Annotated in this window: 23 protein-coding genes; 19 read left to right on the top strand and 4 right to left on the bottom strand. The window is 58.5% G+C overall.

The window, feature by feature from the left end; translation table 11 throughout:
- Nucleotides 1-43: 43 nt before the first annotated feature.
- From pcaF to paaZ, 9 genes are all read left to right on the top strand, one after another.
- Nucleotides 44-1,249: a 3-oxoadipyl-CoA thiolase gene (gene pcaF, locus JM93_RS02355; protein WP_145341007.1), complete on the top strand. Its 1,206-nt coding sequence runs from the start codon at nucleotides 44-46 to the stop codon at nucleotides 1,247-1,249.
- Between the two features lie 116 nt (nucleotides 1,250-1,365).
- Nucleotides 1,366-2,352, top strand: coding sequence for a 1,2-phenylacetyl-CoA epoxidase subunit PaaA (gene paaA / locus JM93_RS02360; RefSeq protein WP_145340449.1), 987 nt, complete (start codon nucleotides 1,366-1,368; stop codon nucleotides 2,350-2,352).
- A gap of 5 nt (nucleotides 2,353-2,357) precedes the next feature.
- Nucleotides 2,358-2,852, top strand: a complete 495-nt coding sequence (locus JM93_RS02365; RefSeq protein ID WP_145340450.1) for a DUF3291 domain-containing protein — start codon at nucleotides 2,358-2,360, stop codon at nucleotides 2,850-2,852.
- Between the two features lie 28 nt (nucleotides 2,853-2,880).
- Nucleotides 2,881-3,165, top strand: a complete 285-nt coding sequence (paaB, locus tag JM93_RS02370) for a 1,2-phenylacetyl-CoA epoxidase subunit PaaB (protein WP_145340451.1) — start codon at nucleotides 2,881-2,883, stop codon at nucleotides 3,163-3,165.
- Nucleotides 3,165-3,941 carry a 1,2-phenylacetyl-CoA epoxidase subunit PaaC gene (gene paaC, locus JM93_RS02375; RefSeq protein WP_145340452.1) on the top strand — a complete coding sequence of 259 codons (777 nt, stop codon included), beginning with the start codon at nucleotides 3,165-3,167 and terminating at the stop codon, nucleotides 3,939-3,941. Before paaB ends, paaC begins: the two co-directional genes overlap by 1 nt.
- Before the next feature lie 4 nt (nucleotides 3,942-3,945).
- The gene (paaD, locus tag JM93_RS02380; protein WP_145340453.1) at nucleotides 3,946-4,467 is read left to right on the top strand and encodes a 1,2-phenylacetyl-CoA epoxidase subunit PaaD; all 522 of its coding nucleotides are present in this window, start codon (nucleotides 3,946-3,948) and stop codon (nucleotides 4,465-4,467) included.
- A 30-nt stretch (nucleotides 4,468-4,497) separates the two neighbouring features.
- Nucleotides 4,498-5,574 (top strand): 1,2-phenylacetyl-CoA epoxidase subunit PaaE, encoded by a 1,077-nt coding sequence (paaE, locus tag JM93_RS02385; RefSeq protein ID WP_145340454.1) that lies wholly within the window; start codon nucleotides 4,498-4,500, stop codon nucleotides 5,572-5,574.
- 34 nt (nucleotides 5,575-5,608) lie between these two features.
- Nucleotides 5,609-6,364 (top strand): Phenylacetic acid catabolic protein, encoded by a 756-nt coding sequence (locus JM93_RS02390; RefSeq protein WP_145340455.1) that lies wholly within the window; start codon nucleotides 5,609-5,611, stop codon nucleotides 6,362-6,364.
- A gap of 33 nt (nucleotides 6,365-6,397) precedes the next feature.
- The gene (gene paaZ / locus JM93_RS02395) at nucleotides 6,398-8,473 is read left to right on the top strand and encodes a phenylacetic acid degradation bifunctional protein PaaZ (RefSeq protein WP_145340456.1); all 2,076 of its coding nucleotides are present in this window, start codon (nucleotides 6,398-6,400) and stop codon (nucleotides 8,471-8,473) included.
- 108 nt (nucleotides 8,474-8,581) lie between these two features.
- Here paaZ and JM93_RS02400 read toward each other — a convergent pair whose 3' ends face one another.
- Genes JM93_RS02400 through paaG form a run of 4 tightly spaced genes read right to left on the bottom strand, consistent with a single transcriptional unit; the run spans nucleotide 8,582 to nucleotide 11,850 of the window.
- Nucleotides 8,582-9,184, bottom strand: coding sequence for a TetR/AcrR family transcriptional regulator (locus JM93_RS02400; RefSeq protein ID WP_145340457.1), 603 nt, complete (start codon nucleotides 9,182-9,184; stop codon nucleotides 8,582-8,584).
- A 60-nt stretch (nucleotides 9,185-9,244) separates the two neighbouring features.
- On the bottom strand, nucleotides 9,245-10,558 hold the full coding sequence (gene paaK, locus JM93_RS02405; RefSeq protein ID WP_145340458.1) for a phenylacetate--CoA ligase PaaK: 1,314 nt from the start codon (nucleotides 10,556-10,558) through the stop codon (nucleotides 9,245-9,247).
- A gap of 30 nt (nucleotides 10,559-10,588) precedes the next feature.
- Nucleotides 10,589-11,059 carry a hydroxyphenylacetyl-CoA thioesterase PaaI gene (gene paaI / locus JM93_RS02410; RefSeq protein ID WP_208994881.1) on the bottom strand — a complete coding sequence of 157 codons (471 nt, stop codon included), beginning with the start codon at nucleotides 11,057-11,059 and terminating at the stop codon, nucleotides 10,589-10,591.
- Nucleotides 11,056-11,850: a 2-(1,2-epoxy-1,2-dihydrophenyl)acetyl-CoA isomerase PaaG gene (paaG, locus tag JM93_RS02415; RefSeq protein ID WP_145340459.1), complete on the bottom strand. Its 795-nt coding sequence runs from the start codon at nucleotides 11,848-11,850 to the stop codon at nucleotides 11,056-11,058. The genes paaI and paaG overlap by 4 nt, the downstream gene beginning before the upstream one ends.
- 290 nt (nucleotides 11,851-12,140) lie before the next feature.
- Between paaG and JM93_RS02420 the strand changes: the two genes are divergently transcribed.
- From JM93_RS02420 to ntrX, 10 genes are all read left to right on the top strand, one after another.
- The gene (locus JM93_RS02420) at nucleotides 12,141-13,283 is read left to right on the top strand and encodes an ABC transporter substrate-binding protein (protein WP_145340460.1); all 1,143 of its coding nucleotides are present in this window, start codon (nucleotides 12,141-12,143) and stop codon (nucleotides 13,281-13,283) included.
- An 85-nt stretch (nucleotides 13,284-13,368) separates the two neighbouring features.
- Entirely contained in the window at nucleotides 13,369-14,241 is an 873-nt protein-coding gene (locus tag JM93_RS02425) for a branched-chain amino acid ABC transporter permease (RefSeq protein ID WP_145340461.1), read from the top strand.
- A 4-nt stretch (nucleotides 14,242-14,245) separates the two neighbouring features.
- On the top strand, nucleotides 14,246-15,202 hold the full coding sequence (locus JM93_RS02430; protein ID WP_145340462.1) for a branched-chain amino acid ABC transporter permease: 957 nt from the start codon (nucleotides 14,246-14,248) through the stop codon (nucleotides 15,200-15,202).
- Entirely contained in the window at nucleotides 15,199-15,981 is a 783-nt protein-coding gene (locus tag JM93_RS02435; RefSeq protein ID WP_145340463.1) for an ABC transporter ATP-binding protein, read from the top strand. Before JM93_RS02430 ends, JM93_RS02435 begins: the two co-directional genes overlap by 4 nt.
- Nucleotides 15,974-16,675, top strand: a complete 702-nt coding sequence (locus JM93_RS02440) for an ABC transporter ATP-binding protein (protein WP_145340464.1) — start codon at nucleotides 15,974-15,976, stop codon at nucleotides 16,673-16,675. The genes JM93_RS02435 and JM93_RS02440 overlap by 8 nt, the downstream gene beginning before the upstream one ends.
- A gap of 17 nt (nucleotides 16,676-16,692) precedes the next feature.
- Nucleotides 16,693-18,741 (top strand): 3-hydroxyacyl-CoA dehydrogenase NAD-binding domain-containing protein, encoded by a 2,049-nt coding sequence (locus tag JM93_RS02445; RefSeq protein WP_145340465.1) that lies wholly within the window; start codon nucleotides 16,693-16,695, stop codon nucleotides 18,739-18,741.
- A 163-nt stretch (nucleotides 18,742-18,904) separates the two neighbouring features.
- Nucleotides 18,905-20,278, top strand: coding sequence for a cytochrome ubiquinol oxidase subunit I (locus JM93_RS02450; protein ID WP_145340466.1), 1,374 nt, complete (start codon nucleotides 18,905-18,907; stop codon nucleotides 20,276-20,278).
- A gap of 4 nt (nucleotides 20,279-20,282) precedes the next feature.
- Nucleotides 20,283-21,293, top strand: coding sequence for a cytochrome d ubiquinol oxidase subunit II (locus tag JM93_RS02455; RefSeq protein WP_145340467.1), 1,011 nt, complete (start codon nucleotides 20,283-20,285; stop codon nucleotides 21,291-21,293).
- 337 nt (nucleotides 21,294-21,630) lie between these two features.
- A complete protein-coding gene (locus JM93_RS02460) occupies nucleotides 21,631-23,880 on the top strand; it encodes a sensor histidine kinase NtrY-like (RefSeq protein WP_145340468.1) in 2,250 nt (749 codons plus the stop codon).
- A complete protein-coding gene (gene ntrX / locus JM93_RS02465; protein WP_145340469.1) occupies nucleotides 23,870-25,237 on the top strand; it encodes a nitrogen assimilation response regulator NtrX in 1,368 nt (455 codons plus the stop codon). Before JM93_RS02460 ends, ntrX begins: the two co-directional genes overlap by 11 nt.
- Nucleotides 25,238-25,293: the final 56 nt, after the last annotated feature.

Raw genomic sequence — 25,293 nt, forward strand, 5'->3', positions numbered from 1 at the left:
CGGTCAGCGAATGATGTTGACTGTTTGGGAGGATCACGAACCGATGCCGGACGCTTTCATTTGCGATGCAGTGCGGACACCGATTGGCCGGTATGGCGGCGCGCTTGCATCCGTGCGAGCGGATGATCTGGCAGCGGCTCCGCTCGAAGCACTCATGGAGCGCAATCCGGATGTCGATTGGTCCAAAGTCGATGATCTGATCTACGGCTGCGCCAATCAGGCGGGCGAAGACAACCGCAATGTCGGCCGGATGGCTGCGCTGCTCGCTGGATTGCCGATTTCAGTTCCCGGCACGACCGTCAACCGGTTATGCGGTTCAGGCATGGACGCGATCGGGATGGCAGCCCGCGCAATCCGCTCCGGCGACTGCGAATTGGTGATTGCGGGCGGCGTGGAGAGCATGTCGCGCGCGCCCTTCGTGATGCCGAAGGCGGAGACGGCGTTTTCCCGCACGAACGCGGTTTACGATACGACCATCGGCTGGCGGTTCGTTAACCCGAAGCTCAAAGCTGCCTTCGGCACGCACTCCATGCCCGAAACGGCGGACAATGTTGCGGCGGATTTTGACATAACCCGCGAAGATCAGGATGCCTTTGCGGCGCGCAGTCAGGCGCGGTGGGCTGCAGCTCAGGAGAAGAGCTTGTTCGAAGACGAAATCATTCCGGTTGTGGTGCCGCAGCGCAAGGGGGATCCAGTCATCGTTGCGAGCGACGAGCATCCGAGGCCGGGTACCCGTCCGGAGCACTTGGCCAAACTGCGGAGCATCAACGCGCCGGATCTGACAGTCACCGCCGGCAACGCGTCCGGCGTCAACGATGGCGCGGCGGCACTCCTCCTGGCGACTGGAGAGGAGGCTGAGCGGCAGTTTTTGATCCCGAAGGCGCGCGTAGTTGCCATGGCTGCAGCAGGTGTCGAGCCACGGATCATGGGTATTGGCCCTGTTCCGGCTGTGCGCAAGGTGCTTGAAAAGGCCGGCCTGACACTCGGCCAGATGGATGTCATCGAGTTGAACGAGGCCTTCGCTGCACAGGCTCTGGCGGTTTTGCGCGAACTTGGGCTCGCCGATGATGCGCCGCATGTCAATCCGAACGGTGGGGCAATCGCGCTCGGCCATCCCTTGGGCATGAGCGGGGCACGGCTGGTGTCAACGGCACTGTACCAGCTGCTGCGCACCAAGGGCCGGTACGCGCTTTGCACCATGTGTATTGGTGTTGGCCAGGGAATTGCGATTGTCTTGGAGCGGGTATGACGGCCACGGGCAAGGGCGGGCAGGAAGAGATGAAAGAATTGGGTGCGCGTCAGTTCGGCGGTAGGCTCTGACGCCACAAGAAGGGGGCTGCCGGGCACCCGACAGGAGGACGGATCATGTATGCGCAATTGGTAAAATCGGATGGCATGAAGTCGCGCGAAGAGATGTCGCCGCAAGAACGTGCCTTTCAGGACCGCATTGACCGCGGTGAAAAGATCGAACCGAAAGAATGGATGCCCGAGGGCTATCGCAAGACGCTGATCCGCCAGATCGGTCAGCATGCCCACTCTGAGATTGTCGGCCAGCTTCCTGAGGGAAACTGGATAACGCGGGCTCCGACGCTTGAACGCACGGCAATTCTCCTGGCCAAGGTTCAGGACGAGGCTGGCCACGGTCTTTATCTTTACTGCGCGGCCGAGACGCTCGGTGTCAGCCGCGATGAGCTGATGGAGAAGCTCCATTCGGGCCAGATGAAATACTCCTCCATCTTCAACTACCCAACCCTGACCTGGGCCGATATAGGGGCCGTGGGCTGGCTGGTTGATGGCGCTGCGATTATGAACCAGGTGCCTCTTCAGCGCACCTCATTCGGTCCCTACAGCCGGGCCATGATCCGGATCTGCAAGGAAGAGAGTTTTCACCAGCGCCAGGGCTACGACATCATGATGAAGATGGCCCAGGGGACGTCGGAGCAAAAGGCGATGGCGCAGGATGCGCTGAACCGGTTCTGGTATCCCTCGCTTATGATGTTCGGGCCGTCGGACAAGGAGTCGGTCCATTCCGCTCAGTCGATGGCCTGGAAAATCAAGATCAACACGAATGACGAACTGCGGCAGAAATTCGTCGATCAAACCGTGCCGCAAGCCGAGTATCTTGGTCTTAGCATCCCCGACGACACGTTGAACTGGAATGAGGAAAAGGGCGGCTATGACTTTGCCGAGCCGGACTGGAGCGAGTTTTTCGAAGTCCTGAAGGGCAACGGTCCTTGCAACAAGGAGCGGCTTGGTGCCCGGGTGAAAGCCTGGGAAGACGGCGCGTGGTTTCGCGACGGGTTGATGGCGCATGCCGAAAAACGCGCTGCCGCTCGTCAGGCCGCGGAGTAACGGCCATGAACGGTCATCATCTCGCCGAGTTGAACATTTCTCGATTGAAATATGACCTAATGGATCCGCGTGTTGCCGATTTCGTCAACAATCTCAATCGTGTCAACGCGGCCGCTGAACGCTCGCCCGGCTTTGTCTGGCGCTACGAAGATGGCAGTGGAAACGCCACTGGCGCCACCGTTCTGAATGATCCGATGGTAATCAGCAATCTGTCGGTATGGGAAACCGTGACCGACCTGGAGCACTTTGTTTTCAAGACTGTGCACAAACGGATTTATGAGCGCGGGGATGAATGGTTCGGCGGGCTGCAGGGTGCGCGCTTCGTCATGTGGTGGGTCGAGCCTGGCCATCGTCCAGCCATTGCAGAGGCGATGGCGCGCCTCGCTTATCTCAACCAACATGGCTCGAGCGACCACGCTTTCGGTTGGGACCATTTGCCCGAGGCGGCCTACTCGCGTCAGGCGGCCTGCAACCGGCCCGTAGAGCCGCGCCAAATCTAGAGGGCTCGTGCGCCCGAGGGAGGATGAAATGTCTAAGGAATGGCCACTATGGGAAGTGTTCATCCGGGGCCAGCACGGTCTCAACCACCGTCATGTTGGCAGTCTGCATGCGCCTGATGCCGAAATGGCGATCAAGAATGCGCGCGACGTCTACACCCGCCGGAACGAGGGCGTATCGATCTGGGTGGTGGAGTCGAAAAACATTGCGGCGTCGGCGCCCTCCGAAAAGGGTCCCCTGTTCGAGCCGTCAAACTCAAAGGTCTATCGCCACCCGACTTTCTTCGACATTCCTGATGATGTGGGGCATATGTGATGCCTGAAACTCCTGAAATGACCTTGAATGCGGCCCTGTTTGAATGGCTGCTGCGGATGGGCGACAACACCCTGATCCTCGGACACCGGGTATCGGAATGGTGTGGCCATGCCCCCGTGCTGGAAGAGGATATCGCTCTTGCCAATACGGCTCTGGACCTGATTGGCCAAACCCAGCTCTGGCTCGGATTGGCCGGGGAAGTGGAAGGCAAAGGGCGTTCAGCGGACAATCTGGCTTACCTGCGTGATGCAAGCGCGTTCCGAAATGTCTTGCTGGTCGAGCGGCCAAACGGTGACTTCGGCCAGACTTTGATGCGCCAGTTTCTGTTCGATGCCTGGCACCTCGATATGTTGAAGGCGCTTCGGCAATCGACCGACGGCCGGGTGGCGGACATCGCTGAAAAGGCGCAAAAGGAAGTCGCCTACCATCTGGAACGCTCAGCCGATCTTGTCATCCGGCTCGGCGATGGATCACAGGAGAGCCACCGGCGGCTGCAGGCTGCGCTGGATGATCACTGGTCTTACACCGGCGAATTGTTTGTTGGCGATGAGGCTGATGAACAGGTGGCAAAAGCCGGGATCGCACCCGCGGCAGAAACACTGCAAGGCAGCTGGTCGAATACCGTTGGCGAGGTGCTGCAAGCCGCCACCCTGACTGCGCCGGAAAGCAGTTTCTCTCACAAGGGCGGCAAGCGCGGCATTCATACCGAGCATTTGGGGTACATCCTGGCGGACATGCAGTTTTTGCAGCGCGCTTATCCAGGGGCGACTTGGTGAGGTCATGCAGCCGTCCATCGAAACAGTCTGGTCCTGGCTTGGTGAAGTGCCCGATCCCGAAATACCGGTCATTTCACTGACCGACTTGGGCATCATCCGGAATGTTGCCTGGGAGGACGACACCCTGGTCATCACGGTGACACCGACCTACTCCGGATGCCCGGCAACCAGTGTGATCAATTTCGAAATCGAGGCCGCCTTGCGCGGACATGGTGTCTGGAATTTGCGTTTGGAGCGGCAATTGTCACCGGCCTGGACGACGGACTGGATCAGCCGGGAAGGGCGCGAAAAACTTAAAGCCTACGGCATCGCGCCGCCCGTGGACGGCACAGCCGCGGACGGTCGGGCGGTGGGCCTGGCAAACCGTCTCGCAAACGGGACACCGGGCGGAAATCTGGTGATCGAGTGCCCGCGCTGCGCTTCGGCAAACACCGAGCGTGTCAGCCAGTTCGGATCCACCCCATGCAAGGCGTCCTATCGCTGCAAGGACTGCCTGGAACCGTTTGATTATTTCAAGTGCATCTAGCGGCGAGCGAACAGATGCGGAGGAGTTGAGATGGCGCGTTTCCATCCCTTGGAAGTCACGGATGTGCAAAAGGAAACCCGCGATGCGGTCGTCGTGACTTTACGCCCGCGAGAGGAAGACCGGCAGGCTTTCGACTTCGTGCAGGGCCAATATCTGACATTTCGCAAGCATTTTGACGGCGAGGAGCTGCGCCGATCCTATTCGATTTGTGCCGGTAAAGACGAAGGGGTGCTGAAGGTCGGCATCAAGCGGGTGGATGGCGGCGCATTTTCCACCTGGGCCAATGAGGACCTGAAACGCGGTGCGGTGATCGAAGCCATGCCGCCCATGGGCAAGTTCCACACACCGCTCGATCCCGCTGCGGAGCGCCACTATCTGGGTTTTGCCGGCGGCTCCGGAATCACACCGCTCTTGTCGATCATCAAGACCGTTCTGGCCCGCGAGCCCGGGTCCCGGTTCACATTGATCTATGCGAACCGGCAGATCACCTCGATCATGTTCCGCGAAGAACTGGAGGATCTGAAAAACCTCTATCTTGGCCGCTTTTCCGTGCTGCATGTGCTGGAAACCGAGGCTCAGGAGATCGACCTTTTCACCGGCCGGATCGATGAGGCGAAAATGAAAGGTCTGTTCAAGACCTGGATCGACCCGGCCTCCGTCGATACGGCGTTCATCTGCGGGCCCGAGCCGATGATGCTGACGATCGCTGCGAGCCTGCGCGCACACGGCCTAGACGATAGCCAGATCAAGTTCGAGCTGTTTGCATCCGGTCAGCCGGGGCGCGCGAAGCAAAAGGCGGTCAGCCGCCACGCAGTCGAGGCAGGCGCCGCCACCGAAGCCACCGTGACGCTGGATGGCGCAACGCGCAGTTTTAACATGCCAAAACAGGGCCAGAGCCTGCTGGAGGCCGCGCTCGACAACAATCTGGACGCGCCATACGCCTGCAAAGCCGGTGTTTGCTCAACGTGCCGGGCGAAAGTGCTCGAGGGTGAGGTCGACATGCAAGTCAATCATGCCCTTGAAGACTACGAGGTCCGGCAGGGATACGTGTTGAGCTGCCAGTGTTATCCGCTCACGGACAAAGTGGTCGTGACCTACGACGAATAACAGGCCGGGCACACCGGCAACGGGGAGGACAATCATGTCGGAGACGATGGAGCTGGAAGACTATCTTGCGGCAGGCGGCAAGCTGTCGACCCCGCTGAACGCGCCGCCGCGGTACCGGGGTGAGTTGATGCGGCTGATGGCCTCGTTCGTGGACAGTGAATTGGCAGGGTCTGCCGGATTTGCGGATGTGATCAACGAAGCGCCGGGCATCAAATCGCGGATCGCCGCTGCACGGATCGTTCTCGAAAAAGCCGATCATGCTGAACGGGTCCTGGAGATCATGGGCGAATTCGGCGCCGACACCGCGCGCTACGCTGTCCACCAGCCCTGGAGCGCCCGTCTTGACCGGCATGCAGACCTCGGACAGGTCCGGCGCGGCGGCGATATGCGCCTGTCGGTGTTCCATTACCCTTTGGAGGGCTGGACCGATGCGGTTGTTTTCAACGTCCTGATGGGTCTTGCCACAGGTGTCCAGCTGGATGAGTTGTGCCGCATCTCGTTCGCACCGCTCGCGGAAATTTTCCGCGACATCGCCCCGCGCGAAAAACGTCACACCGAACTTGGCATCGAGGGCCTGGAGTTGCTCGCCACACAGTCTGGAGAGCCGGAAAAGATCCGGGCATCGGCTGCCTATTGGATGCCACGGGTGGAAGCCACCTTCGGACTGGCGGCCTCCAAACGATTTGACATCCAGAAGAAATTCGGTCTGCGCCACATGCCCAACGAAGATCTTGCCGGTGTCTGGAAACAGCAGGCGGGCGCGGAACTGCAGAAAATCGGCATCACCTAACGTGCCTCAGGATACAAGAAGGGAACGACCCCAATGAACACGCATGTTTCAGCGCCCCGGCACCTTGAGAGCTACCTGAGCGGAGTTTGGCAACGCGGCGCAAAGGACGGCAAGGCGCTGCTCAATGCATCGACGGGCGACCCGGTTGCCTTCATTGATGCAAGCGGTCTTGATCTTGCCACAGCACTTGAGTGGGGGCGGCAGGTCGGAGGCGCCAACCTGCGCAAGCATTCGTTTCACGAGCGGGCATTGATGTTGAAAGCCCTGGCCCAGGCTCTGATGGACCTCAAGGAAGAGTTCTATCAGGAAAGCTTTGCGACCGGCGCCACCCGCAAAGATAGCTGGATCGATATTGAAGGTGGGATCGGAACCCTGTTCGCCTATTCCTCAAAGGCCCGGCGCGAGCTTCCCAACACAAGGGTTCTGACTGATGGCGATGTGGAGCCACTGTCCCGGGACAATAGTTTTTCCGCGCAGCATATTCTGTCTCCCTTGCACGGTGTTGCGGTACACATCAATGCCTATAATTTTCCCTGCTGGGGCATGCTGGAAAAGATTGCGCCGAGCCTGATTGCAGGCGTGCCGTGCCTTGTGAAGCCGGCCAGCCAGACCGCCTACCTTACCGAACTCATGGTGCGACGCATTCTCGAAACCGGGATCCTTCCCGACGGTGCACTTCAACTGTTAGCGGGCTCTGCCGGTGACTTGCTCGATCATTTGACCGAACAGGACATCCTGACCTTCACCGGATCCGCGTCAACCGGCCAGATGCTGAAACAGCACAAAACGGTCGTTCAAAACTCGGTCCGGTTTACGATGGAAGCGGACAGTTTGAACGCGTCGGTGCTGGGCACGGATGCGGCCCCGGGCACACCGGAATTCGACCTGTTCGTGAAGGAAGTTGCCCGTGAGATGACGGTGAAGGCCGGACAGAAGTGTACCGCTATTCGGCGGGTTATCGTGCCTTCGGCTTTTCATGAGGCTGTGATCGACGCTTTGCGCAGCCGGCTCGGCAAGACGGTGCTTGGCGATCCTGCCAGAGAGGAAACCCGGATGGGACCGCTGGCCTCGCTCGATCAGCGTGACGAGGTTTTGGCGCGGATTTCGGACCTTTGTGAAGACGCGGAGATTGTCGCTGGGCACCCGGACCGGATCGATGTGGGGTTTGGCGATGCAGAAAAGGGCGCATTTCTCAATCCGGTTCTGCTCAGCTGCAGCAATCCAAAATCGGCACAGGCGGTTCACGATGTCGAGGCCTTCGGTCCTGTTGCGACGGTCATGTCCTATGACACGCTTGAGGATGCAGTTGATCTGGCGCAGCGCGGCAAGGGCTCGCTGGTTGCTTCCCTATTCACCAACGACCGGCGTGTTGCCGAAGAGATCGTCTTGGGAATGGCGCCGTATCACGGCCGTGTTCTGATCGGAAACCGCACCAGCGCAAAGACCTCGACCGGTCACGGGTCGCCGCTGCCAAATTTGGTTCATGGCGGGCCTGGCAGGGCAGGCGGCGGCGAGGAATTGGGCGGCATGCGCGGGGTCAAGCACTACATGCAGCGCACGGCCGTACAGGGCGCACCTGAGTTGCTATCTGCGGTGACCGGCCGCTGGATCTCGGGTGCACAGGGCCAGGACGCCGGTGTCCATCCGTTCCGCAAGTCATTGGCCGAACTCAAAATTGGTGATCAGCTGATCAGCAACGCGCGGGAAATAACGTTGAAAGACATCGAGCATTTCGCCGAGTTCACCGGGGATACCTTCTACGCGCATATGGACGAAGCGTCGGCGCGGGCCAATCCATTTTTTGAAGGCCGTGTGGCCCATGGCTATCTGATTGTGTCCTTTGCGGCCGGTCTTTTTGTTGATCCGGCACCAGGGCCTGTGCTCGCCAACTATGGCGTTGATAACCTCCGCTTTCTGACGCCGGTTAACCCGGGAGACAGCTTGAAGGTTCAGCTAACCTGCAAGGAGATCAACGAACGGATCAATGCGGACTATGGCGAAGTACGTTGGGATGCGGTTGTGACCAATCAGGATGATGAAATCGTTGCGCAATATGATGTCTTGACCATGGTTGCGAAGACCTGGCCTTTGGCCATGGCTGCAGAATAGGCTGCCGTTCAGGTTTTCAAAAACGGGACGCGGCCGTCGGGCGGCCGCATGACCCGGTGTCAGGCGGTGTCAGGCGGTGTCAGGTGGGCGAGAGGGGCGGCGAGCGTCTCAAGACTTGACCGCCTTGACGCCCTCCAGGATCAGTGTCGTGGCCACGTCCGCATAGTCCTGACGCGTAACAGGACCTCCCTCCCGAAACCACATGTAAACCCAGTTCATCATGCCGAAGAGTGACATGGTTACAGGCATTAAAAGCGGCTTTTCACCGGTTTGAAGGTTCGGATTGATCTCGTCGAGAATGGCGGAAAACCGGCGCACGATCTTGCGCTCAAGGGCGTGAATTTCTGATTTTTGCTCTTCGCTCAGCATCGGTCCGGCGTTCAGCTGGACTTTGTGCTGGTTGTCGGCATCGCGGTAGTTTTCCAGCACCGCGCGCACAAGCCCTTTGAGCCGGACTTCCGGCTCTGCGCCGGTCACATCAGCTGCCTCGATGTCCATGTCGAGTTCTTCGAGATGGCTGCGGATGATCGCAAAGATCAAGGCGTCCTTGTTCGGGTAATAGTGATAAAGCAGAGACTTGGAGACACCAGATTCACTTGCAATAGCCGACATGGAGGCTTTCTCCATGCCTTGTTCTGCAAATACCGCGGCAGCGCTGATCAGAATGTTACGCTGCTTGTCTTCAAAGTCTTCGGCGCGTGTTCGGGCCATTCGCACTGCTCTTTCGCGAGACGGAATATCATTTGATTAATATTGGGCGCTCATGCGCAATTAGTCTGCTTTCGGCCGGTTGTCGACCACGCGTTTTGCTTTTCCTTCTGAACGGGCAACGCCGCCCGGCTCGGTGACATTGATTTTCGTCGATATGCCGACAACGCTTTTGATGTGGTGGCCGAGTTCTTTAGCCGATGCCTGGCGGGGCCCGTCCGCAGCTGCAGCCGCCGTACTCTCCACATGAACGATCATCCCGTCCATCCGGCCATCCCGGTTGAGTTCGATTTGGAAATGTGGTGCCAATCCATCGCATTTCAGGATTTGTTCCTCGATCTGGGTCGGAAACACGTTCACCCCGCGCAGGATGATCATATCGTCGGAGCGGCCGGTGATTTTTTCAATCCGGCGCATCGAGCGGGCCGTTCCCGGCAGCAACCGGGTCAGATCCCGGGTGCGGTAGCGCACCATGGGCAAGCCTTCCTTGGTCAAAGTGGTGAACACCAGTTCGCCCATTTCGCCGTCCGGCAAAACCTCTCCGGTTTCGGGATGGATGATCTCCGGATAAAAATGATCCTCCCAGAGCGTCAGGCCGTCCTTTGTTTCAACGCATTCATTGGCGACACCCGGGCCGAGCACCTCGGACAGGCCGTAGATATCGACCGCGTGCATGTCAAAGGCCTGTTCGATTTCCGAGCGCATGGAGTTGGTCCATGGCTCTGCACCGAAAATCCCGACGGCGAGAGAGCTTTCTCGCGGGTCAATACCCTGACGGCGGAATTCATCCAGGATCGACAGCATGTAGGATGGTGTGACCATGATGATTTTCGGCTTGAAGTCGTTGATCAGGGTCACCTGGCGTTCGGTCATTCCACCAGACACCGGGATCACGGTGCAGCCAAGCCGCTCGGCGCCGTAATGCGCGCCGAGACCGCCAGTGAACAACCCATAGCCATAGGCGATGTGGATCATGTCTCCCGGGCGCCCGCCTGATGCCCTTATCGATCGCGCAACAAGGTCCGCCCAGATGTCGATGTCTTTTAAAGTGTAGCCGACAACGGTCGGTTTTCCGGTTGTGCCGGATGAGCCATGAACGCGCGCCAGTTTTTCGCGCGGCACAGCAAACATGCCGAACGGATAGGTGTCGCGGAGATCTTGCTTGTGAGTGAAAGGGAATTTCGACAGATCCGCCAAGGTTTTAAGGTCCGACGGATGAACGCCGTGATCATCGAACCGGTTCTTGTAGAACGGTGAATTTTTATAAGCATGATTCAGGGACCATTGCATGCGCTCAAGTTGCAGGCCGCCGATCTCATCGCGCGACGCTGTTTCAATCGGGTCCAGATCTCCGGGGCGCGGTGACAGATCCAGCATGGCGTTCCTCCCAAAACGTCTTCTTGCCCGTCAAACGGGCAGATGCGTGCCTTTTGTAGTGCGTGAATGTCCGCGAAACTCGGCGATATGTTCGCCGTTCTGATTGGTGACGCGGATGTCATAGATGCCAGACCGGCCCTGACGCGCCACTTCCCGGGCTGTCGCTGTTAGGCGGTCGCCGATTTTTCCGGGCGCCAGATATGTCACGGAACAATGCTGCGCGACTGTGATCTGGTTGTAGGTGTTGCAGGCAAAAGCAAAGGCGCTGTCGGCGAGTGTGAAAATATAGCCGCCGTGGCAGGTGCCGTGGCCGTTTGCCATGGTCTTGGTGAGCGTCATCGAGATGCGGGCCTCGCCCGGGGTGACATAATCGAGCGTCATGTCGAGTGCCTGGCTGGCGTGATCGGTAGACCACATCGCCTTGGCGCAAGCTTCGGCAAGCTCCTGGCCGCTCATTTCCGAGACGGGTTTTACGGCCTGGTTTTGGTCTGCGCCGCTCATCGGCCTTGAAATTCCGCGGACCGCTTTTCGAGAAATGCAGTCACACCTTCCGCGTAGTCCTCCGTCCGTCCAGCCTCTTGCTGAAAATCCCGCTCGAGATCGAGCTGATCGTCGAACGAATTTTCGCTGGCGGCCTGAATTGCAAGCTTGGTGAGGCCGAGGCCCCGGGTCGGGCCCGAAGCTAATCTCTTGGCCAGAACGAAGGCTTCTTCCACGACCAGATGATCGTCAACGACGTCCCAAATCAGCCCCCAATCGCGCGCCTTTTCCGCCGGCAACGGTTCCGCAGTCATGGCCAGCGCCTTGGCGCGCGGCTCTCCGAGAATGCGGGTCAGGTTCCAGCTGCCTCCAGCATCGGGAATCAATCCAATCTTTGAAAAGGCCTGAATGAACTTTGCCGATCGCGCCGCGATCACGATGTCGCAGCACAGGGCGATGTTCGCACCGGCTCCAGCGGCCACGCCATTGACCGCGCAAACGACCGGTTTGGCAAGGTCCCGGATCAGGCGCAGAGTCGGATTGTAAAATGTTTCGAGCGTGTGGCCGAGATCCGGAGCCGGCCCACCCTTTCGCGGGTCGCGGTCGCCCAGATCCTGACCGGCGCTGAAACCTCGTCCGGCTCCGGTCAGCAGAACACACCGGACGGCAGCCTCGTCATGAGCGCGCTGCAGCGCCTGCCTGAAACCGAGGTGCATGTCCTCGTTGAAGGAATTCAGTTTGTCGGGACGATTGAGGGTAATGGTGAGAACGCCATCCTCAAGATGGGTCAGCACCGCACCGGTATCGCTCATTCCAGTCCTCCCTTCGCGACCGATTGTTTCGTGAGGCCGCGATATTTTTCGTAAAAATTGTGTTGCATAGACCGAACGGTCAGTCAATAATAAATCATGGCTCACGACAAGAGCCACACTATGGTTTCGCTGGGAGGGCGGAATGTCGAGCAAAATCGACACAGGCAGACTTCGGTCCGGCGGCCGCGTAACGCACCGCTACCCGATAGGCCAAACCTGAAAGCCCTTCCAATTGAAAACAGAACATGTGTGACAGTTCCGGCGGTTGCCGGCCTGTTGGGAGGAGACAAATGAAGGTACTTGCATCCACCGCATTGGCGGCTTTGATGGCAGCTGGTCCGGCAGGCCCGGCGCTTGCCGATATCAAGATTGGGTCCACTCTTGCCATGACCGGGCCCGCTTCGTTTCTGGGCGACCCCGAGGCAAAAACACTCGAAATGCTGGTCGAAGAAGTCAACGCCGCAGGCGGGATCAACGGCGAAATGATCGAGCTGATCCAATATGACGACGGTGCCGATCCAAACAAGGCGCGCACATTCGCTGTCCGGCTCATTGAGGATGATGAGGTGGTTGCCATCATCGGCGGATCGACCACCGGGACAACGCTTGCGTTGATGCCGGAGGTCGATGCGGCCGGCATCCCGTTCATTTCTCTGGCTGGGTCAATTTCGATCATTGATCCAGTGGAGCCTTACACGTTCAAGACACCGCATACCGACCGCATGGCATGCCAGAAGGTCTTCGAAGACATGCAAAAGCGCGGGATTTCAAAAATCGGCATGATTTCCGGAACCGGCGGGTTTGGAGCGTCCATGCGCAAGCAGTGCCTGGAAGTGGCCAGCGATTACGGGATCGATGTGATTGCCGATGAAAGCTACGGCCCGAAAGACGCCGACATGACCCCGCAGCTCACAAACATCAAGGCCACCGATGGCATTGAAGCCGTCCTCAATCCAGGTTTCGGCCAGGGGCCGGCGATTGTCACCCGAAACTACAGCCAGCTTGGAATTGATCTGCCGCTTTACCAGTCGCATGGTGTTGCATCGCAAGGTTTTATCGATCTGGCGGGCAACGAGGCGGCAGAAGGGGTCCGCCTGCCGGGCACCGCGCTTCTGGTTGCCGACATCTTGCCAGCCGACGACCCGCAGACGGAAATAGTTAGAGCGTACAAGACCGCTTTCGAACAGAAATACGAGATGCCGGTGTCGACCTTTGGCGGTTATGCGCACGATGCTTTCCGTATTCTCGTTGCCGCCATCGAAAAGGCCGGATCGTCTGACCCGGAAGCCATCCGGGATGCGATCGAGGAAACCAGCGGCCTCGTCGGAACAACCGGCACCTACACCTTTTCGGCGGACGACCATCTTGGCCTGGATCTTTCAGCGTTCAAGATGCTGGAAATCAACAATGGCGGGTGGACCCTGGTCGACTGATCGGCCGGGCTTGTTTTCATGGAAAATGAAACGGCGGGGAAAGTCCCCGCCGGCCTGTCTCCCGTTTTGCCGGAGCACTTAAAGCATGCCGGAACTCATGCAGTTTCTTCTGTCAGGCCTGACCGTCGGCGCTGTCTACGCGCTGGTCGCGCTTGGCTTTACCATCATCTACAACGCCTCGGACGTCGTTAACTTTGCGCAGGGCGAGTTCGTCATGCTCGGCGGCATGATCACCGTGTTTGCCTATGGCGCCGGCGCTCCGCTGCCACTGGCCGCGGCGGTCGCGATACTGACTACGGTGTTTGTGGGGGTTGCGCTCAACAAGCTCGCGATCGAGCCGGCACGCGGTGCACCGGTCGTGTCTTTGATCATCATCACGATCGGAGCGTCGATCTTAATTCGCGGCGTTACCCAGATCGTGTTCGACAAGCAGATCCATCGGTTCCCGGCTTTCACCGGGGACGCGCCGATCCCGTTCTTCGGGGCAACGCTCTTGCCGCAAAGCCTGTGGGTCGTCGGCGGAGCGCTGACCGTTTTTGTTGGTCTCTACCTGTTTTTCACCAAAACTCTGACGGGCAAGGCGGTCTTGGCAACAGCGAATAATCGTCTGGCCGCACAGCTTGTCGGCATCAATACCGGGTGGGTGATGACGCTGTCGTTCGGATTGTCAGCGGCTATCGGCGCTCTTGCAGGTGTTCTCGTCACGCCGATCACTCTGACAAGCTACGATGTCGGGATCGGGTTAGCGCTGAAAGGCTTTGCCGCAGCGATGCTCGGCGGGATGGGGAACCCAAAGGGCGCCCTGGTTGGCGGGCTCTTGCTTGGGGTCATCGAAGCGATGACCGCCGGTTATCTCAGTTCGCAATACAAGGACGCAGCCGCGTTTGTGGTCATCCTTGCGGTCCTGTTTGCAATGCCACAGGGCTTGTTCGGCGCCAAATCGACAGAGCGGGTGTGATCTCATGAAACTGGGTTCCAAACACACGACGCTGCTTGTGCTGGCGGTCATTATCATTGTTGCGCCGTTCTTTTTCCCGTCCTCCTACTACTTCCGGGTCGGGTCTCTGATTTTTATCAATGGTTTGGCCGTGACCGGGATTGTCATCCTGACCGGATATGCGGGACAGGTAAGCCTTGGTCATGCCGGATTTGCGGGTATCGGCGCTTATGCCTGTGCTCTGGCACCCGTCTATCTTGGTGTTCATCCGGGATTGGCTCTCATCATCGGCGCGCTTCTCTCTGGCGCCATAGCCTTTTTGGTAGGCAGGCCGATCCTGAGACTGAAGGGCTACTATCTCGGCGTTGCGAGCCTAGGATTCGGCATCCTGGTCGCGATGCTGTTGACCAATGAAGCGCAAATCACGGGCGGTCCTGACGGGATTCGCGTGGCAGATCTCGGCATACGCGGCCTGCTGCGCGAAATGGGATTCCGGGTAAAGGGCTCCGAGCTCTGGTATGTGCTGACCGGAATATGCCTTTTGATCGGCGCCTGGCTTGCACTTAACCTGCATGACAGCCCGACCGGGCGGGCACTGCGGGCGCTACACGGATCCGAGGTGGCAGCGCGCACCGTCGGTGTCGATGTTGCCCGGTTGAAGCTGCAGGCCTTCGTCATATCCGCGGTGTTTGCCTCGGTCTCCGGCTCACTGCTAGCGCTGCAGAACCGCTTTATCACCCCGGAGGTCGCCGGCTTCCTGCATTCGGTCGAGATGGTCACCATGGCGGTTCTTGGCGGTGTCGGGTCCGTGCTCGGCGCGATTTTTGGAGCCGCCATTCTCACGACCCTGCCGCAGGTGCTGACCGTTTTTGCAGAATATGAGTATGCGGTGCTCGGGCTGGTGATGATGCTTGTGATGATTTTTCTGCGGGATGGCTTGTTGCCGTCGCTTGCCAAGCTGATCAAGGGGAGGGAGCAATGAGCCTTCTTCAAGTGGATGGCCTAGGCATCGAATTCGGTGGCCTCAAGGCAGTCGATAATGTCGGTTTCAAGGTTGAACCCGGCGAAATCGTCTCGGTCATCGGGCCGAATGGGGCCGGCAAAACAACATTGTTCAACATGATCTCCGGCATTTACCTGCCAAAGGCCGGCCGGGTGACATTGGCCGGGCAGGATGTCACCGGCATGGAGCCGCATCTCCTCGCGCGTCTGGGATTGTCGCGAACGTTCCAGAATCTGCAGATATTTCAGCACATGAGCGTTTTGGAAAACGTCGTTGCGGGATTTCATCTGGAAGAAAGCGGCAACGTTTTGAGCGATCTGTTTGCTCTGCCGGGCTCGCGAAAACGCGCCCGCACTGTTCGCGCCAAAGCGGAGGTGCTGCTCGCACGCGTCGGGCTTGAGCGTGCGGCCGGGGCGGAAGCGGGAAGCCTCTCATACGGGGCCTTGAAACGGCTTGAAATCGCCCGCGCGCTGGCCCTGTCGCCCAAGATTCTGCTGCTGGACGAACCGGCGGCAGGCTGCAATGCGGTGGAAACCGAGGAGATCGATGAGCTGATTGCCGAGGTCGCCAAATCCGGAGTTGCGATCCTTTTGGTCGAGCATGACATGAAGCTTGTGATGCGCATTTCAAACCATATCGTTGTGCTGGATCATGGTGAAAAAATCGCGGAGGGCGACCCGGAAACCGTGAGCCGAAATCCGGATGTGATTGCGGCCTATTTGGGAACAGCGGCGGCGCAGGAGAGCGAGCATGCTTGAGATCAAGGCGCTCAAATCAGCCTATGGCCGCATCGAGGTTCTGCACGGTATCGACCTGAGTGTGTCGTCCGGCGAGATCGTCACGGTTGTTGGCGCAAACGGCGCGGGCAAAACCACCTTGCTCAAATGCTTGTCGGGCGTCCAGCCGGTGATCGGTGGCAGCATTTCGTTTCGCGGTGAAACCATGACCCACGTTCCGGGGCACAAACGGCTCAAGCGCGGGCTCGCCCAGTCTCCGGAAGGACGTCAAATTTTCACAAACCTGTCTGTTGAAGAAAATCTGCGGCTTGGTGCCTTTCTATTCACCGACGCGCGTGTGGATCAGGACATGGCGGAGGCGTTCCAGATGTTTCCGGTGTTAAAGGAAAAGCGCAATTTGAACGCGGGTGGCCTGTCCGGAGGCCAGCAGCAAATGCTGGCGATCGCACGCGCGCTCATGGGCCGGCCGGCGTGTCTCTTGCTCGACGAACCGAGCATGGGCCTTGCACCGATCCTGGTCGCACAAATTTTCGACGTCGTGAAGGGCCTGAAGGCTCTCGATGTGACCGTTCTGCTGGTGGAACAAAATGCATTCGGCGCGCTCTCGATCGCCGACCGCGGATATGTCATGGAAACGGGACGGGTAACCATTTCCGGGTCTGCCAAGGAGTTGATTGCAGATCCCCGGATCCGGGAAGCGTATCTCGGTCATTAAGATTTTGGTTTAAAAAAATGCCTATAAATATTGAAATAAATGATAAAATAGCGATTATTACGGTTGATAATCCACCCGTAAACGCTCTGTCCCAAGCAGTGCGCAAGGGACTTTGGGAAGCGGTTGAGCGGCTTGATGCGGATGATGCTGTTTCGCTTGTTCTGCTGCGATGTGCTGGCCGGACCTTTATTGCCGGTGGCGATGTCACCGAGTTCGACAAGGCGCCGGTCGAACCGCATTTACCTGATGTGGTTGGCCGTATTGAACGCGCGAAAAAGCCTTGGATTGCGGCAATTCACGGCACCGCCCTCGGTGGCGGTCTTGAAGTCGCGATGGGCTGTGCGTGGCGGGTCGCGGATGAGGCGGCATCTCTCGGCCTACCGGAAGTCTCCCTCGGGGTCATCCCGGGTGCGGGCGGCACGGTGCGCACGCCACGGCTTATCGGCATCAAGGCGGCGATCGCCTTGGTGACTGGCGGAAAGCCGGTGAAAGCGGCGGAAGCTGTCCGGCTCGGTCTGATTGACGAAGTCCTCTCCGGCGATTTTCAGAGCCAGGCGATCGCCTTCGCAAAACGAACACTCAGCGCGTCAAGGCCAGGTGCGGTGTCTGATAAAAGAATTGAAGAAAGCTTTGTAACTAATTGGACAAAAATTGAAAAAGAGGTCGAAAAATCAGCGAAGGGCGCACATGCGCCTGTTCGGGCATTGGCCTGTCTAAGAAAGGCCGCCACCGCGTCTGCCGATGAAGCAGTGGCCTATGAACGCGAGACTTTTCTGGATCTTCGGAATTCCAATCAGGCAAAGGCTCTTCGGCACGTCTTTTTTGCAGAACGCGCCGCGCTCAAGCCTGAGGATTTGCAAGGTGTTTTTCCGAAGCCCGTCAAAACGGCAGGTGTTGTGGGCGGCGGTACAATGGGTGCGGGGATCGCCGCTGCAATGCGCGATGCAGGAATCAACGTCGTCTTGCAGGAGAGGGACGCGCAAGCCCTTGCCGCCGGCATGGCCCGGATTGAAAGTATTTTTTCGGCCTCTGTGAAACGTGGCCGGTTAAGCGCCGACGAGGCTGCTGTGCGCATGGCCGGTGTTTCCGGTACAACGGATGTCGCTGATTTTTCTGAGGCCGATCTGGTCGTTGAGGCGGTGTTTGAGGATCTGGATGTCAAGCGCGCGGTCTTTGCCGGATTGGCGGAGAGCTGTCGAAAAGACGCGATCTTGGCCACCAACACCTCCTATCTTAACCCCGAGGACATTTTTGCACAGCTGCCCAATCCGGACAGAGGCATCGGGCTTCACTTCTTCAGCCCTGCCAACATCATGAAGCTCCTGGAGATCGTTCCAACCCGTGCTACGGCGCCGGACACTCTGGCGGCGGGCTTTGCGCTGGCCAAGAGCTTGCGCAAAGTGCCTGTGCGCTCGGGTATCTGCGACGGATTTATTGGCAATCGTATCTTGAAGGTGACGCGTGCACAGGCAGAAAAGCTGCTTCTCACCGGCGTCAGTCCTGCCGAAATTGATGCGGCCTTGAAAGACTACGGCTTGCCGATGGGGCCATTCGCGGCTCAGGATCTGGGCGGGCTCGATATTGCAGCCTTTCAAAGAAAAGCGGCCCGTGCGCGGGGTGAAACGGTGTTTGCGCCGATCGCTGATCGTCTGGTGGCGGATAACCGGCTCGGCCAGAAAACCGGAGGCGGCTGGTATGACTATCAGGACGGTTCGCGGCACCCTATGCCGTCGAATATCGTGGCCGGCATCGTCGCAGAAATCCGAAATGAGCAAGGGCGAGCAGAGCTGCCGGACGGCGTCTCGCTGGCCGATGCTGTTCTCCTTCCGATGGTCAACGAAGGCGCGCGCATTCTGGATGAGGGCATTGCCGCATCTGCGACCGATATTGATCTGGTCAAGATCCACGGGTACGGGCACCCGCGCTGGCGCGGTGGCTTGATGTACGATGCCCAGCAAGGCGGTCTTTCCGCCGCAGTCGGCAAAATTCGCCGCTTGTTTGAAGCAGGCCTTGCGGAGGCACCAAGTGAACATTTGATTGCTGCGGCGGAGGCGGGGAGGTTCTGATGTTTTTGCCGGTGGTGAGCTGTCTGTTAACCCATTGAAAAGCATAGGTTGGCGCCTGTGACCGGCTGCCGCAGGGCATGGCGCCGCATGCTGTCCGATTTGCGTTGCGGGCCATAGGTAAAACCCCATATCCATGTTCATCTTCTTCTTTATGAGGTGAGCTATGGAAGAGCTGCTTCTGAGCCGGATCCAGTTTGCGGCGAACATATCGTTCCACATTCTGTTTCCAACCATCACGATCGCCCTTGGCTGGGTGCTGCTGTTTTTCAAACTGCGGTTCAACGCGACCGGCGATGACCGCTGGATGGCGGCCTATCAGTTCTGGGTGAAGATTTTCGCGCTGTCCTTTGGACTAGGCGTGGTCAGCGGCATCACAATGAGTTTCCAGTTCGGCACCAACTGGCCGGGCTTCATGGAGACGGTCGGCAACGTGGCCGGACCACTGCTGGCCTACGAAGTGTTGACCGCGTTTTTCTTGGAGGCGGCCTTCCTCGGCATCATGCTCTTCGGCGCGCGCAAGGTTCCAAACTGGCTCCACACGCTTGCAACGTTTCTCGTGGCATTCGGGACGACCATCAGCGCGTTCTGGATTCTTGTGCTGAACTCCTGGATGCACACACCTGCCGGATTTGAGCTGCGCGACGGCGTCGTCCATGCAACCGACTGGATGGCAATCATTTTCAACCCGTCCATGCCCTACAGGCTGGTCCACATGCTGCTTGCCAGTGGTTTGACGGTTGCGTTTCTGATCGTCGGCGTTTCGGCCTACCGCCGGCTCGTCGGTGACACGTCCAAAGGCGTGCGCCTCACTCTTAAGACGGGCGTTTGGATGGCTGCCATCCTCATTCCGCTCCAGATTTATGCGGGCGACATGCATGGTCTCAACACGCTTGAGCACCAGCCACAGAAGGTGGCTGCGATGGAGGGCAACTGGAACACAGGGCCGAACGTGCCGCTCTTGCTGTTTGCCCTGCCGGACGAAGAGGCGCGCGAGAACCGCTTCGAGATCGGCATACCTAGCGGGGCATCCCTGATATTGAAGCATGATCCAAATGGCATTGTGCCGGGTCTTAATGACTTTTACGCCGAAGACGGCACCGCGCTGCATCCACCTGTCAGCCCGGTATTCTGGTCCTTCCGCGTGATGGTCGGAACAGGCGTTTTGATGCTGCTTGCCAGCTGGGGCACATTGATTGCTTTGCGCCGGTCAAAGGGCGTCGATAACCTGAACCCGTGGATCCTGCGCGGTCTTGTGGCCATGACATTCTCCGGCTGGATTGCGACGCTTGCGGGCTGGTACACAACGGAGATCGGCCGTCAGCCCTGGCTCGTCCAAGGGGTCCTGACCACGGAGGCCGCTGTCGCGGATGTACCGGCGCCGATGGTCGCCACAACCCTTGCCGCCTATCTGGTGGTCTATGCAGTCTTGCTGGTTGCCTACATCACGGTGATTTTCCGCCTCGCGCACAAATCATCCAAGTCGGATGAGCGCCCGCACTCCGGTGCTGCGCAAGTCGCCCTCGTGCCGGCGGAGTAGAGAGATGGAATTGTTTGGAGATCCAACTGTCTGGCTGCCGCTTGCCTTTGCCGCGCTGATGGGTGTGTCAATCCTCGTTTATGTTATCCTGGATGGGTTTGACCTTGGCGTCGGGATATTGTTCCCGATGGCAAGCGCGGACGAGAAAGACCGTATGGTGGCCGCCATCGGCCCGTTCTGGGATGCCAACGAGACCTGGCTTGTGCTTGCGGTCGGATTGCTTCTTGTCGCCTTCCCGGCGGCACATGGCACGATCCTGACCGCGCTCTACTTGCCCGTGGCCGTGATGCTGATCGGTCTCATTTTGCGTGGCGTCGCATTCGAGTTCCGTGCCAAGACAACCGGCGTTCACAAGGAACGTTGGAACTTGGCGTTTTTCAGCGGTTCGCTGTCGGCATCGCTGGCTCAAGGATACATGCTCGGCATTTACATCATGGGGTTGCAGCAAACGCCCATGACCGTCGGGTTTGGCATCTTGACGGCAATTTGTCTGACCGCAGGATACGGTTTCATCGGAGCCACCTGGCTGATCATCAAAACGGAAGGTGCACTTCAGCTGAAAGCAGTCTCCTGGGCCCGCCGCCGTTTGTGGGGCGTCATGATTGGCCTTGGCGCGATTTCGCTCGCAAGTCCGTTTGTCAGCGAGCGGATTTTCGAAAAATGGTTCTCGTTCCCATCGATCATACTGCTTGCTCCATTGCCGCTGATGTCCGCTTTGCTGGTGTTCATTCTGTGGACTGCGCTCAAGCACCTGCCCGCCAAGGAAGACCGCTGGAACTGGGTACCTTTCAGCGCGACGGCCATACTGTTTTGCCTGGCTTTCGCCGGTTTGGCCTATTCATTCTATCCGTATGTCGTGCCGGAACAGCTTACGCTGTACGAAAGCGCCAGCGCGCCCGAAAGCCTGTTCATCATTCTGCTGGGCGCGTTGTTCGTGCTGCCGGTGATCATTGGCTACACGATCCTGGCCTATACCGTGTTTCGTGGCAAAGCGACGGAGTTGCGCTACGACTGAGAGAAGTGGTGTCCGGCCGGTTGTGACAGCGCCCGCGCCGGACACCTGCTTCAGCTGACCACCGGACCCGAAACGTACAGGTGGACAGCGTTGCTGAAAATCCCGCTTGCACCGGGCGCCTGCCTCCAAAATCCGGTGGGCTGCGAAATCTCCCCTAAAGGCATTAACTCGGCGCGTGTGGTTTCGGTTCGCTGTTGTTTCCCCATCTAATTGCACTCAGAGCTCCCCTCTGGATCGGGTTATGTCGCAATTTCGCAACATTGTGTGGTAAACCTGCCGCAGTTTTGTGGCTCAAAGCTGTGCGGCAGCCGGGTCATTTTGCGGCTTACGGGGTTTTATGATTCTCAGCAGCGTACAGACCGGAGGGGTTACTCAGGTCTCCAGCGGGAAACTTGGCAGACGCGTCGGTTTGGCGATCATGATCGTCGCACTTGTGTCGATCGGCGTGACATTTGCGATCCTTATGGGCATGACACCCATCGCACCGACGCGAGATGTCGCCTTTGCAGCCATGACCGTCAACGGCTTGCTGGCGCTTTGCCTCATGATCTCGATCGCTTGGGAAATCGGAAAACTGTGGACCGCGCGGCGCAAGGGCAGGGCAGCTGCACGCCTCCATGTCCGAATTGTTGCGCTGTTCAGTGTTGTTGCTGCCATTCCCGCGATTTTGATGGCGATGCTGGCGACTTTTACATTGGACCGTGGTCTCGACCGCTGGTTCGAGGACCGCACCCGGCAAATCATCGACAATTCACTAACGGTCGCTCAGGCATATTTGCAAGAGCACGCCCGCGTTCTGCAGGGCGATATCATTGCCATGGCAAATGACATTGACCGGGCGCGCGCCGTTTACGATTTCGAACCGAGCCGGTTCGACAGCTTCTTTTCTGCGCAAGCCTCGGTGAGAGGACTTTTGGCAGCTTATATCGTGAATGGTGACGGGACTGTTGTCACGCGTGTCATCTTGGATCCAAATGCGAATATTCCAGCCGCGCCGCCTGACAGTTTGCGCAAGGCTGTGTCCGGTGAGCCCATCCTGATTGCGCCCGGGCGTTCCAATTTTGTCGGCGGCGTCATGAAGCTCTCTGCTTATGACGATTTTTATCTTTACGCTACGAGGGCCATGGACCCGCGGGTTGTTGAATACCTGCGCCTGGCCGAAGCCGGCGAAGACGAGTATTCCGATCTTGAGAACAGCCGGTTCGGTGTCCAGGTTGCCTTTGCACTTGTTTATCTCGGTGTCGCGCTTGTTCTTCTGTTGTCGGCAATCTGGTTGGGATTCGGCTTTGCCAACCGGCTCGTTGCGCCGATCCGGACGCTGATTTCTGCGGCAGACGAAGTGTCCAAGGGCAACCTGGCGGTCAAAGTCGAGACCGAAAAGTCCGGCGGTGATCTCGCCAATCTGGGGTCAACCTTTAACAAAATGACCGGTCAGCTGCTTGGCCAGCGGGATGCTCTGCTGGCCGCCAATGAGCAGATCGACCGGCGGCGCCGGTTCAACGAGGCGGTGCTTTCCGGAGTGTCAACGGGTGTGATAGGGATCGACGACGAAGCGTCGATCATGCTGGCGAACAAGTCGGCTCAGGAACTGCTTGGCGTGAACGAGGTTGAAATTCTTCACAAACCGCTCGGCGAAGTCATTCCGGAACTCAGGGAAACGCTTTCCATTTGGCTGGAGCGCGACAGTGAACGGGTTCAGGAGACCCAGGTTGATATCAGCCGCGGAGGCCGGATCAGAACAGTCAATGTCCGGATCACCACAGAACAGTCGACCCGCAGGGAGCACGGCTATGTGGTTACCATAGACGATATCACAGATCTCGTTTCGGCACAGCGCAACTCGGCTTGGGCCGATGTGGCCCGGCGGATCGCCCATGAGATCAAGAACCCGTTGACCCCGATCCAGCTTTCAGCCGAGCGGATACGGCGCCGGTATGGCCGTCAGGTCGAGGACGACCGAACCGTGTTTGATCAGTGTATCGACACCATCATCCGTCAGGTGGGGGATATCGGGCAGATGGTTGATGAGTTCTCATCCTTCGCCCGCATGCGCAAGCCGAAGAAGGTGCTCGGAGACTTGCGCAATTCGGTGCGTGAAGCGGCGTTTATGCAGACGGTCGCAAATGAAAACATCAAGATCGAAACAACACTGCCGGAGGACCGGCTGGACATTGTCTTTGATCCGCGGCTGATCGGACAAGCCCTGACAAATGTCATCAAGAACGCGACCGAGGCGATTACCGGCCGTCCGGAAGGCGATTTCCCGCCCGGCCATATCAAAGTCATGCTCTATAGGGATGGCGAACGGATTTTCATTGATGTGATCGACAACGGGGTCGGTCTGCCGGCCGAAAACCGCAGCCGGTTGTTGGAGCCGTATATGACGACCCGCGAGAAGGGAACTGGCCTTGGTCTTGCGATCGTCCGGAAGATTTTGGAGGACCATGGCGGCGGCATTGAATTGCTTGATGCTCCCCAGGTCGCAGAGGGCGGCACCGGAACCTTGGTGCGCCTGACCATGGCTGCGCAAACAGAAGACGCAGCTGACACAGACAAGAACGAAGAAGAAGAACTTCATGGCGCATGATATTCTGGTCGTAGATGACGAAGCCGATATTCGCGAGATGATCGCGGGAATCCTGGATGACGAGGGCTTCGGCACACGCACGGCAAGCAATTCCGATACGGCGATCGCGGCGATCAAGGAGCGGCGGCCGTCCCTCGTGATTTTGGATATCTGGCTCCAGGGAAGCCGGCTGGATGGTCTGGCCGTACTCGACGTGATCAAGGAAACCGATCCGGATCTGCCGGTTGTGATCATTTCCGGCCACGGCAACATTGAGACAGCGGTTTCTGCCATAAAACGCGGCGCGTATGACTACATTGAAAAGCCGTTCAAGACCGACCGTCTGATCCACATCGTCGAGCGGGCACTGGAAGCTTCGAGCCTCAAGCGCGAAATCCGGGATCTGAAACAGCGCAGCGGTGATGTCAGCGAGCTGATCGGCGAGTCCAGCGCGGCGAACAATTTGCGCAGCACGATCCAGAAAATCGCCGGCACCAACAGCCGGATCCTGATCACCGGGCCTTCGGGCGCCGGCAAGGAATTGGCCGCGCGTCAGATCCATACCTTGTCACCGCGCGCCAAGAGCCCGTTTGTGGTCATCAATGCCGCCACAATCACGCCAGACAGAATGGAGGAGGAGCTGTTTGGTGTCGAGGATGAGAGTGGCAACTTGAAGAAAGTCGGCGCGTTCGAGGAGGCCCATGGCGGCACGCTGTATCTCGACGAAGTGGCCGATATGCCGGCCGAAACCCAGAGCAAAATTTTACGGGTCCTGGTTGATCAGAGCTTCACCCGCGTTGGCGGGGCCAGCAAGGTGCAGGTCGATATCCGGATCCTGTCTTCCACCGCCAAGAACCTGGAAGAACACATCTCCGCCGGCCTGTTCCGTCAGGATCTCTACCACAGGCTTGGAGTGGTCCCACTATACGTCCCGGGCCTTGCAGAGCGCCGCGAGGATATTCCAACTCTGGTTGGTTTCTTCATGGAGCAAATTTCATCCGCGTCCGGTATTCCACTCCGGCCGATCGGAGACGATGCCATGGCTGTTCTGCAGACACATGACTGGCCCGGAAATGTCCGGCAGCTGCGCAACAATGTTGAGCGTCTCCTGATCCTCAGCCGCGGTGAACCTGACAGCGTGATCACCGCTGATCTCTTGCCGGCGGAAATCGGCTCAATGCTGCCCAATCTGCCGACCACGGGCGGCGGTGAACATTTGATGTCGGTGCCCCTGCGCGAAGCCCGCGAGATTTTCGAACGCGATTATCTTCAGGCTCAAATCAAGCGGTTTGACGGAAACATCTCCCGAACCGCGGAATTTGTGGGCATGGAGCGCTCTGCCCTGCACCGCAAGCTCAAGTCGCTGGGTCTTTCCTAATCCGCGCCATGGGTGTACGAGCGGATGACAAACGCGAAAGCAAGTTGAGGTTGGGC

Origin of the sequence: Roseibium hamelinense, from assembly GCF_007830545.1 — a bacterium.
Taxonomy (GTDB): domain Bacteria; phylum Pseudomonadota; class Alphaproteobacteria; order Rhizobiales; family Stappiaceae; genus Roseibium; species Roseibium hamelinense.

Bases quoted from the DNA above. Each gene is read 5' to 3' on its own strand.
- paaD (WP_145340453.1), top strand. From the start codon at position 3,946: ATGCAGCCGTCCATCGAAACAGTCTGGTCCTGGCTTGGTGAAGTGCCC.
- JM93_RS02425 (WP_145340461.1), top strand. From the start codon at position 13,369: ATGCCGGAACTCATGCAGTTTCTTCTGTCAGGCCTGACCGTCGGCGCT.
- paaI (WP_208994881.1), bottom strand. From the start codon at position 11,059: ATGAGCGGCGCAGACCAAAACCAGGCCGTAAAACCCGTCTCGGAAATG.
- JM93_RS02455 (WP_145340467.1), top strand. From the start codon at position 20,283: ATGGAATTGTTTGGAGATCCAACTGTCTGGCTGCCGCTTGCCTTTGCC.
- JM93_RS02440 (WP_145340464.1), top strand. From the start codon at position 15,974: ATGCTTGAGATCAAGGCGCTCAAATCAGCCTATGGCCGCATCGAGGTT.
- JM93_RS02460 (WP_145340468.1), top strand. From the start codon at position 21,631: ATGATTCTCAGCAGCGTACAGACCGGAGGGGTTACTCAGGTCTCCAGC.
- paaE (WP_145340454.1), top strand. From the start codon at position 4,498: ATGGCGCGTTTCCATCCCTTGGAAGTCACGGATGTGCAAAAGGAAACC.
- paaK (WP_145340458.1), bottom strand. From the start codon at position 10,558: ATGCTGGATCTGTCACCGCGCCCCGGAGATCTGGACCCGATTGAAACA.
- pcaF (WP_145341007.1), top strand. From the start codon at position 44: ATGCCGGACGCTTTCATTTGCGATGCAGTGCGGACACCGATTGGCCGG.
- JM93_RS02390 (WP_145340455.1), top strand. From the start codon at position 5,609: ATGTCGGAGACGATGGAGCTGGAAGACTATCTTGCGGCAGGCGGCAAG.
- ntrX (WP_145340469.1), top strand. From the start codon at position 23,870: ATGGCGCATGATATTCTGGTCGTAGATGACGAAGCCGATATTCGCGAG.
- paaA (WP_145340449.1), top strand. From the start codon at position 1,366: ATGTATGCGCAATTGGTAAAATCGGATGGCATGAAGTCGCGCGAAGAG.
- paaZ (WP_145340456.1), top strand. From the start codon at position 6,398: ATGAACACGCATGTTTCAGCGCCCCGGCACCTTGAGAGCTACCTGAGC.
- JM93_RS02435 (WP_145340463.1), top strand. From the start codon at position 15,199: ATGAGCCTTCTTCAAGTGGATGGCCTAGGCATCGAATTCGGTGGCCTC.
- paaG (WP_145340459.1), bottom strand. From the start codon at position 11,850: ATGAGCGATACCGGTGCGGTGCTGACCCATCTTGAGGATGGCGTTCTC.
- JM93_RS02450 (WP_145340466.1), top strand. From the start codon at position 18,905: ATGGAAGAGCTGCTTCTGAGCCGGATCCAGTTTGCGGCGAACATATCG.
- paaB (WP_145340451.1), top strand. From the start codon at position 2,881: ATGTCTAAGGAATGGCCACTATGGGAAGTGTTCATCCGGGGCCAGCAC.
- JM93_RS02420 (WP_145340460.1), top strand. From the start codon at position 12,141: ATGAAGGTACTTGCATCCACCGCATTGGCGGCTTTGATGGCAGCTGGT.
- JM93_RS02365 (WP_145340450.1), top strand. From the start codon at position 2,358: ATGAACGGTCATCATCTCGCCGAGTTGAACATTTCTCGATTGAAATAT.
- paaC (WP_145340452.1), top strand. From the start codon at position 3,165: ATGCCTGAAACTCCTGAAATGACCTTGAATGCGGCCCTGTTTGAATGG.
- JM93_RS02430 (WP_145340462.1), top strand. From the start codon at position 14,246: ATGAAACTGGGTTCCAAACACACGACGCTGCTTGTGCTGGCGGTCATT.
- JM93_RS02400 (WP_145340457.1), bottom strand. From the start codon at position 9,184: ATGGCCCGAACACGCGCCGAAGACTTTGAAGACAAGCAGCGTAACATT.
- JM93_RS02445 (WP_145340465.1), top strand. From the start codon at position 16,693: ATGCCTATAAATATTGAAATAAATGATAAAATAGCGATTATTACGGTT.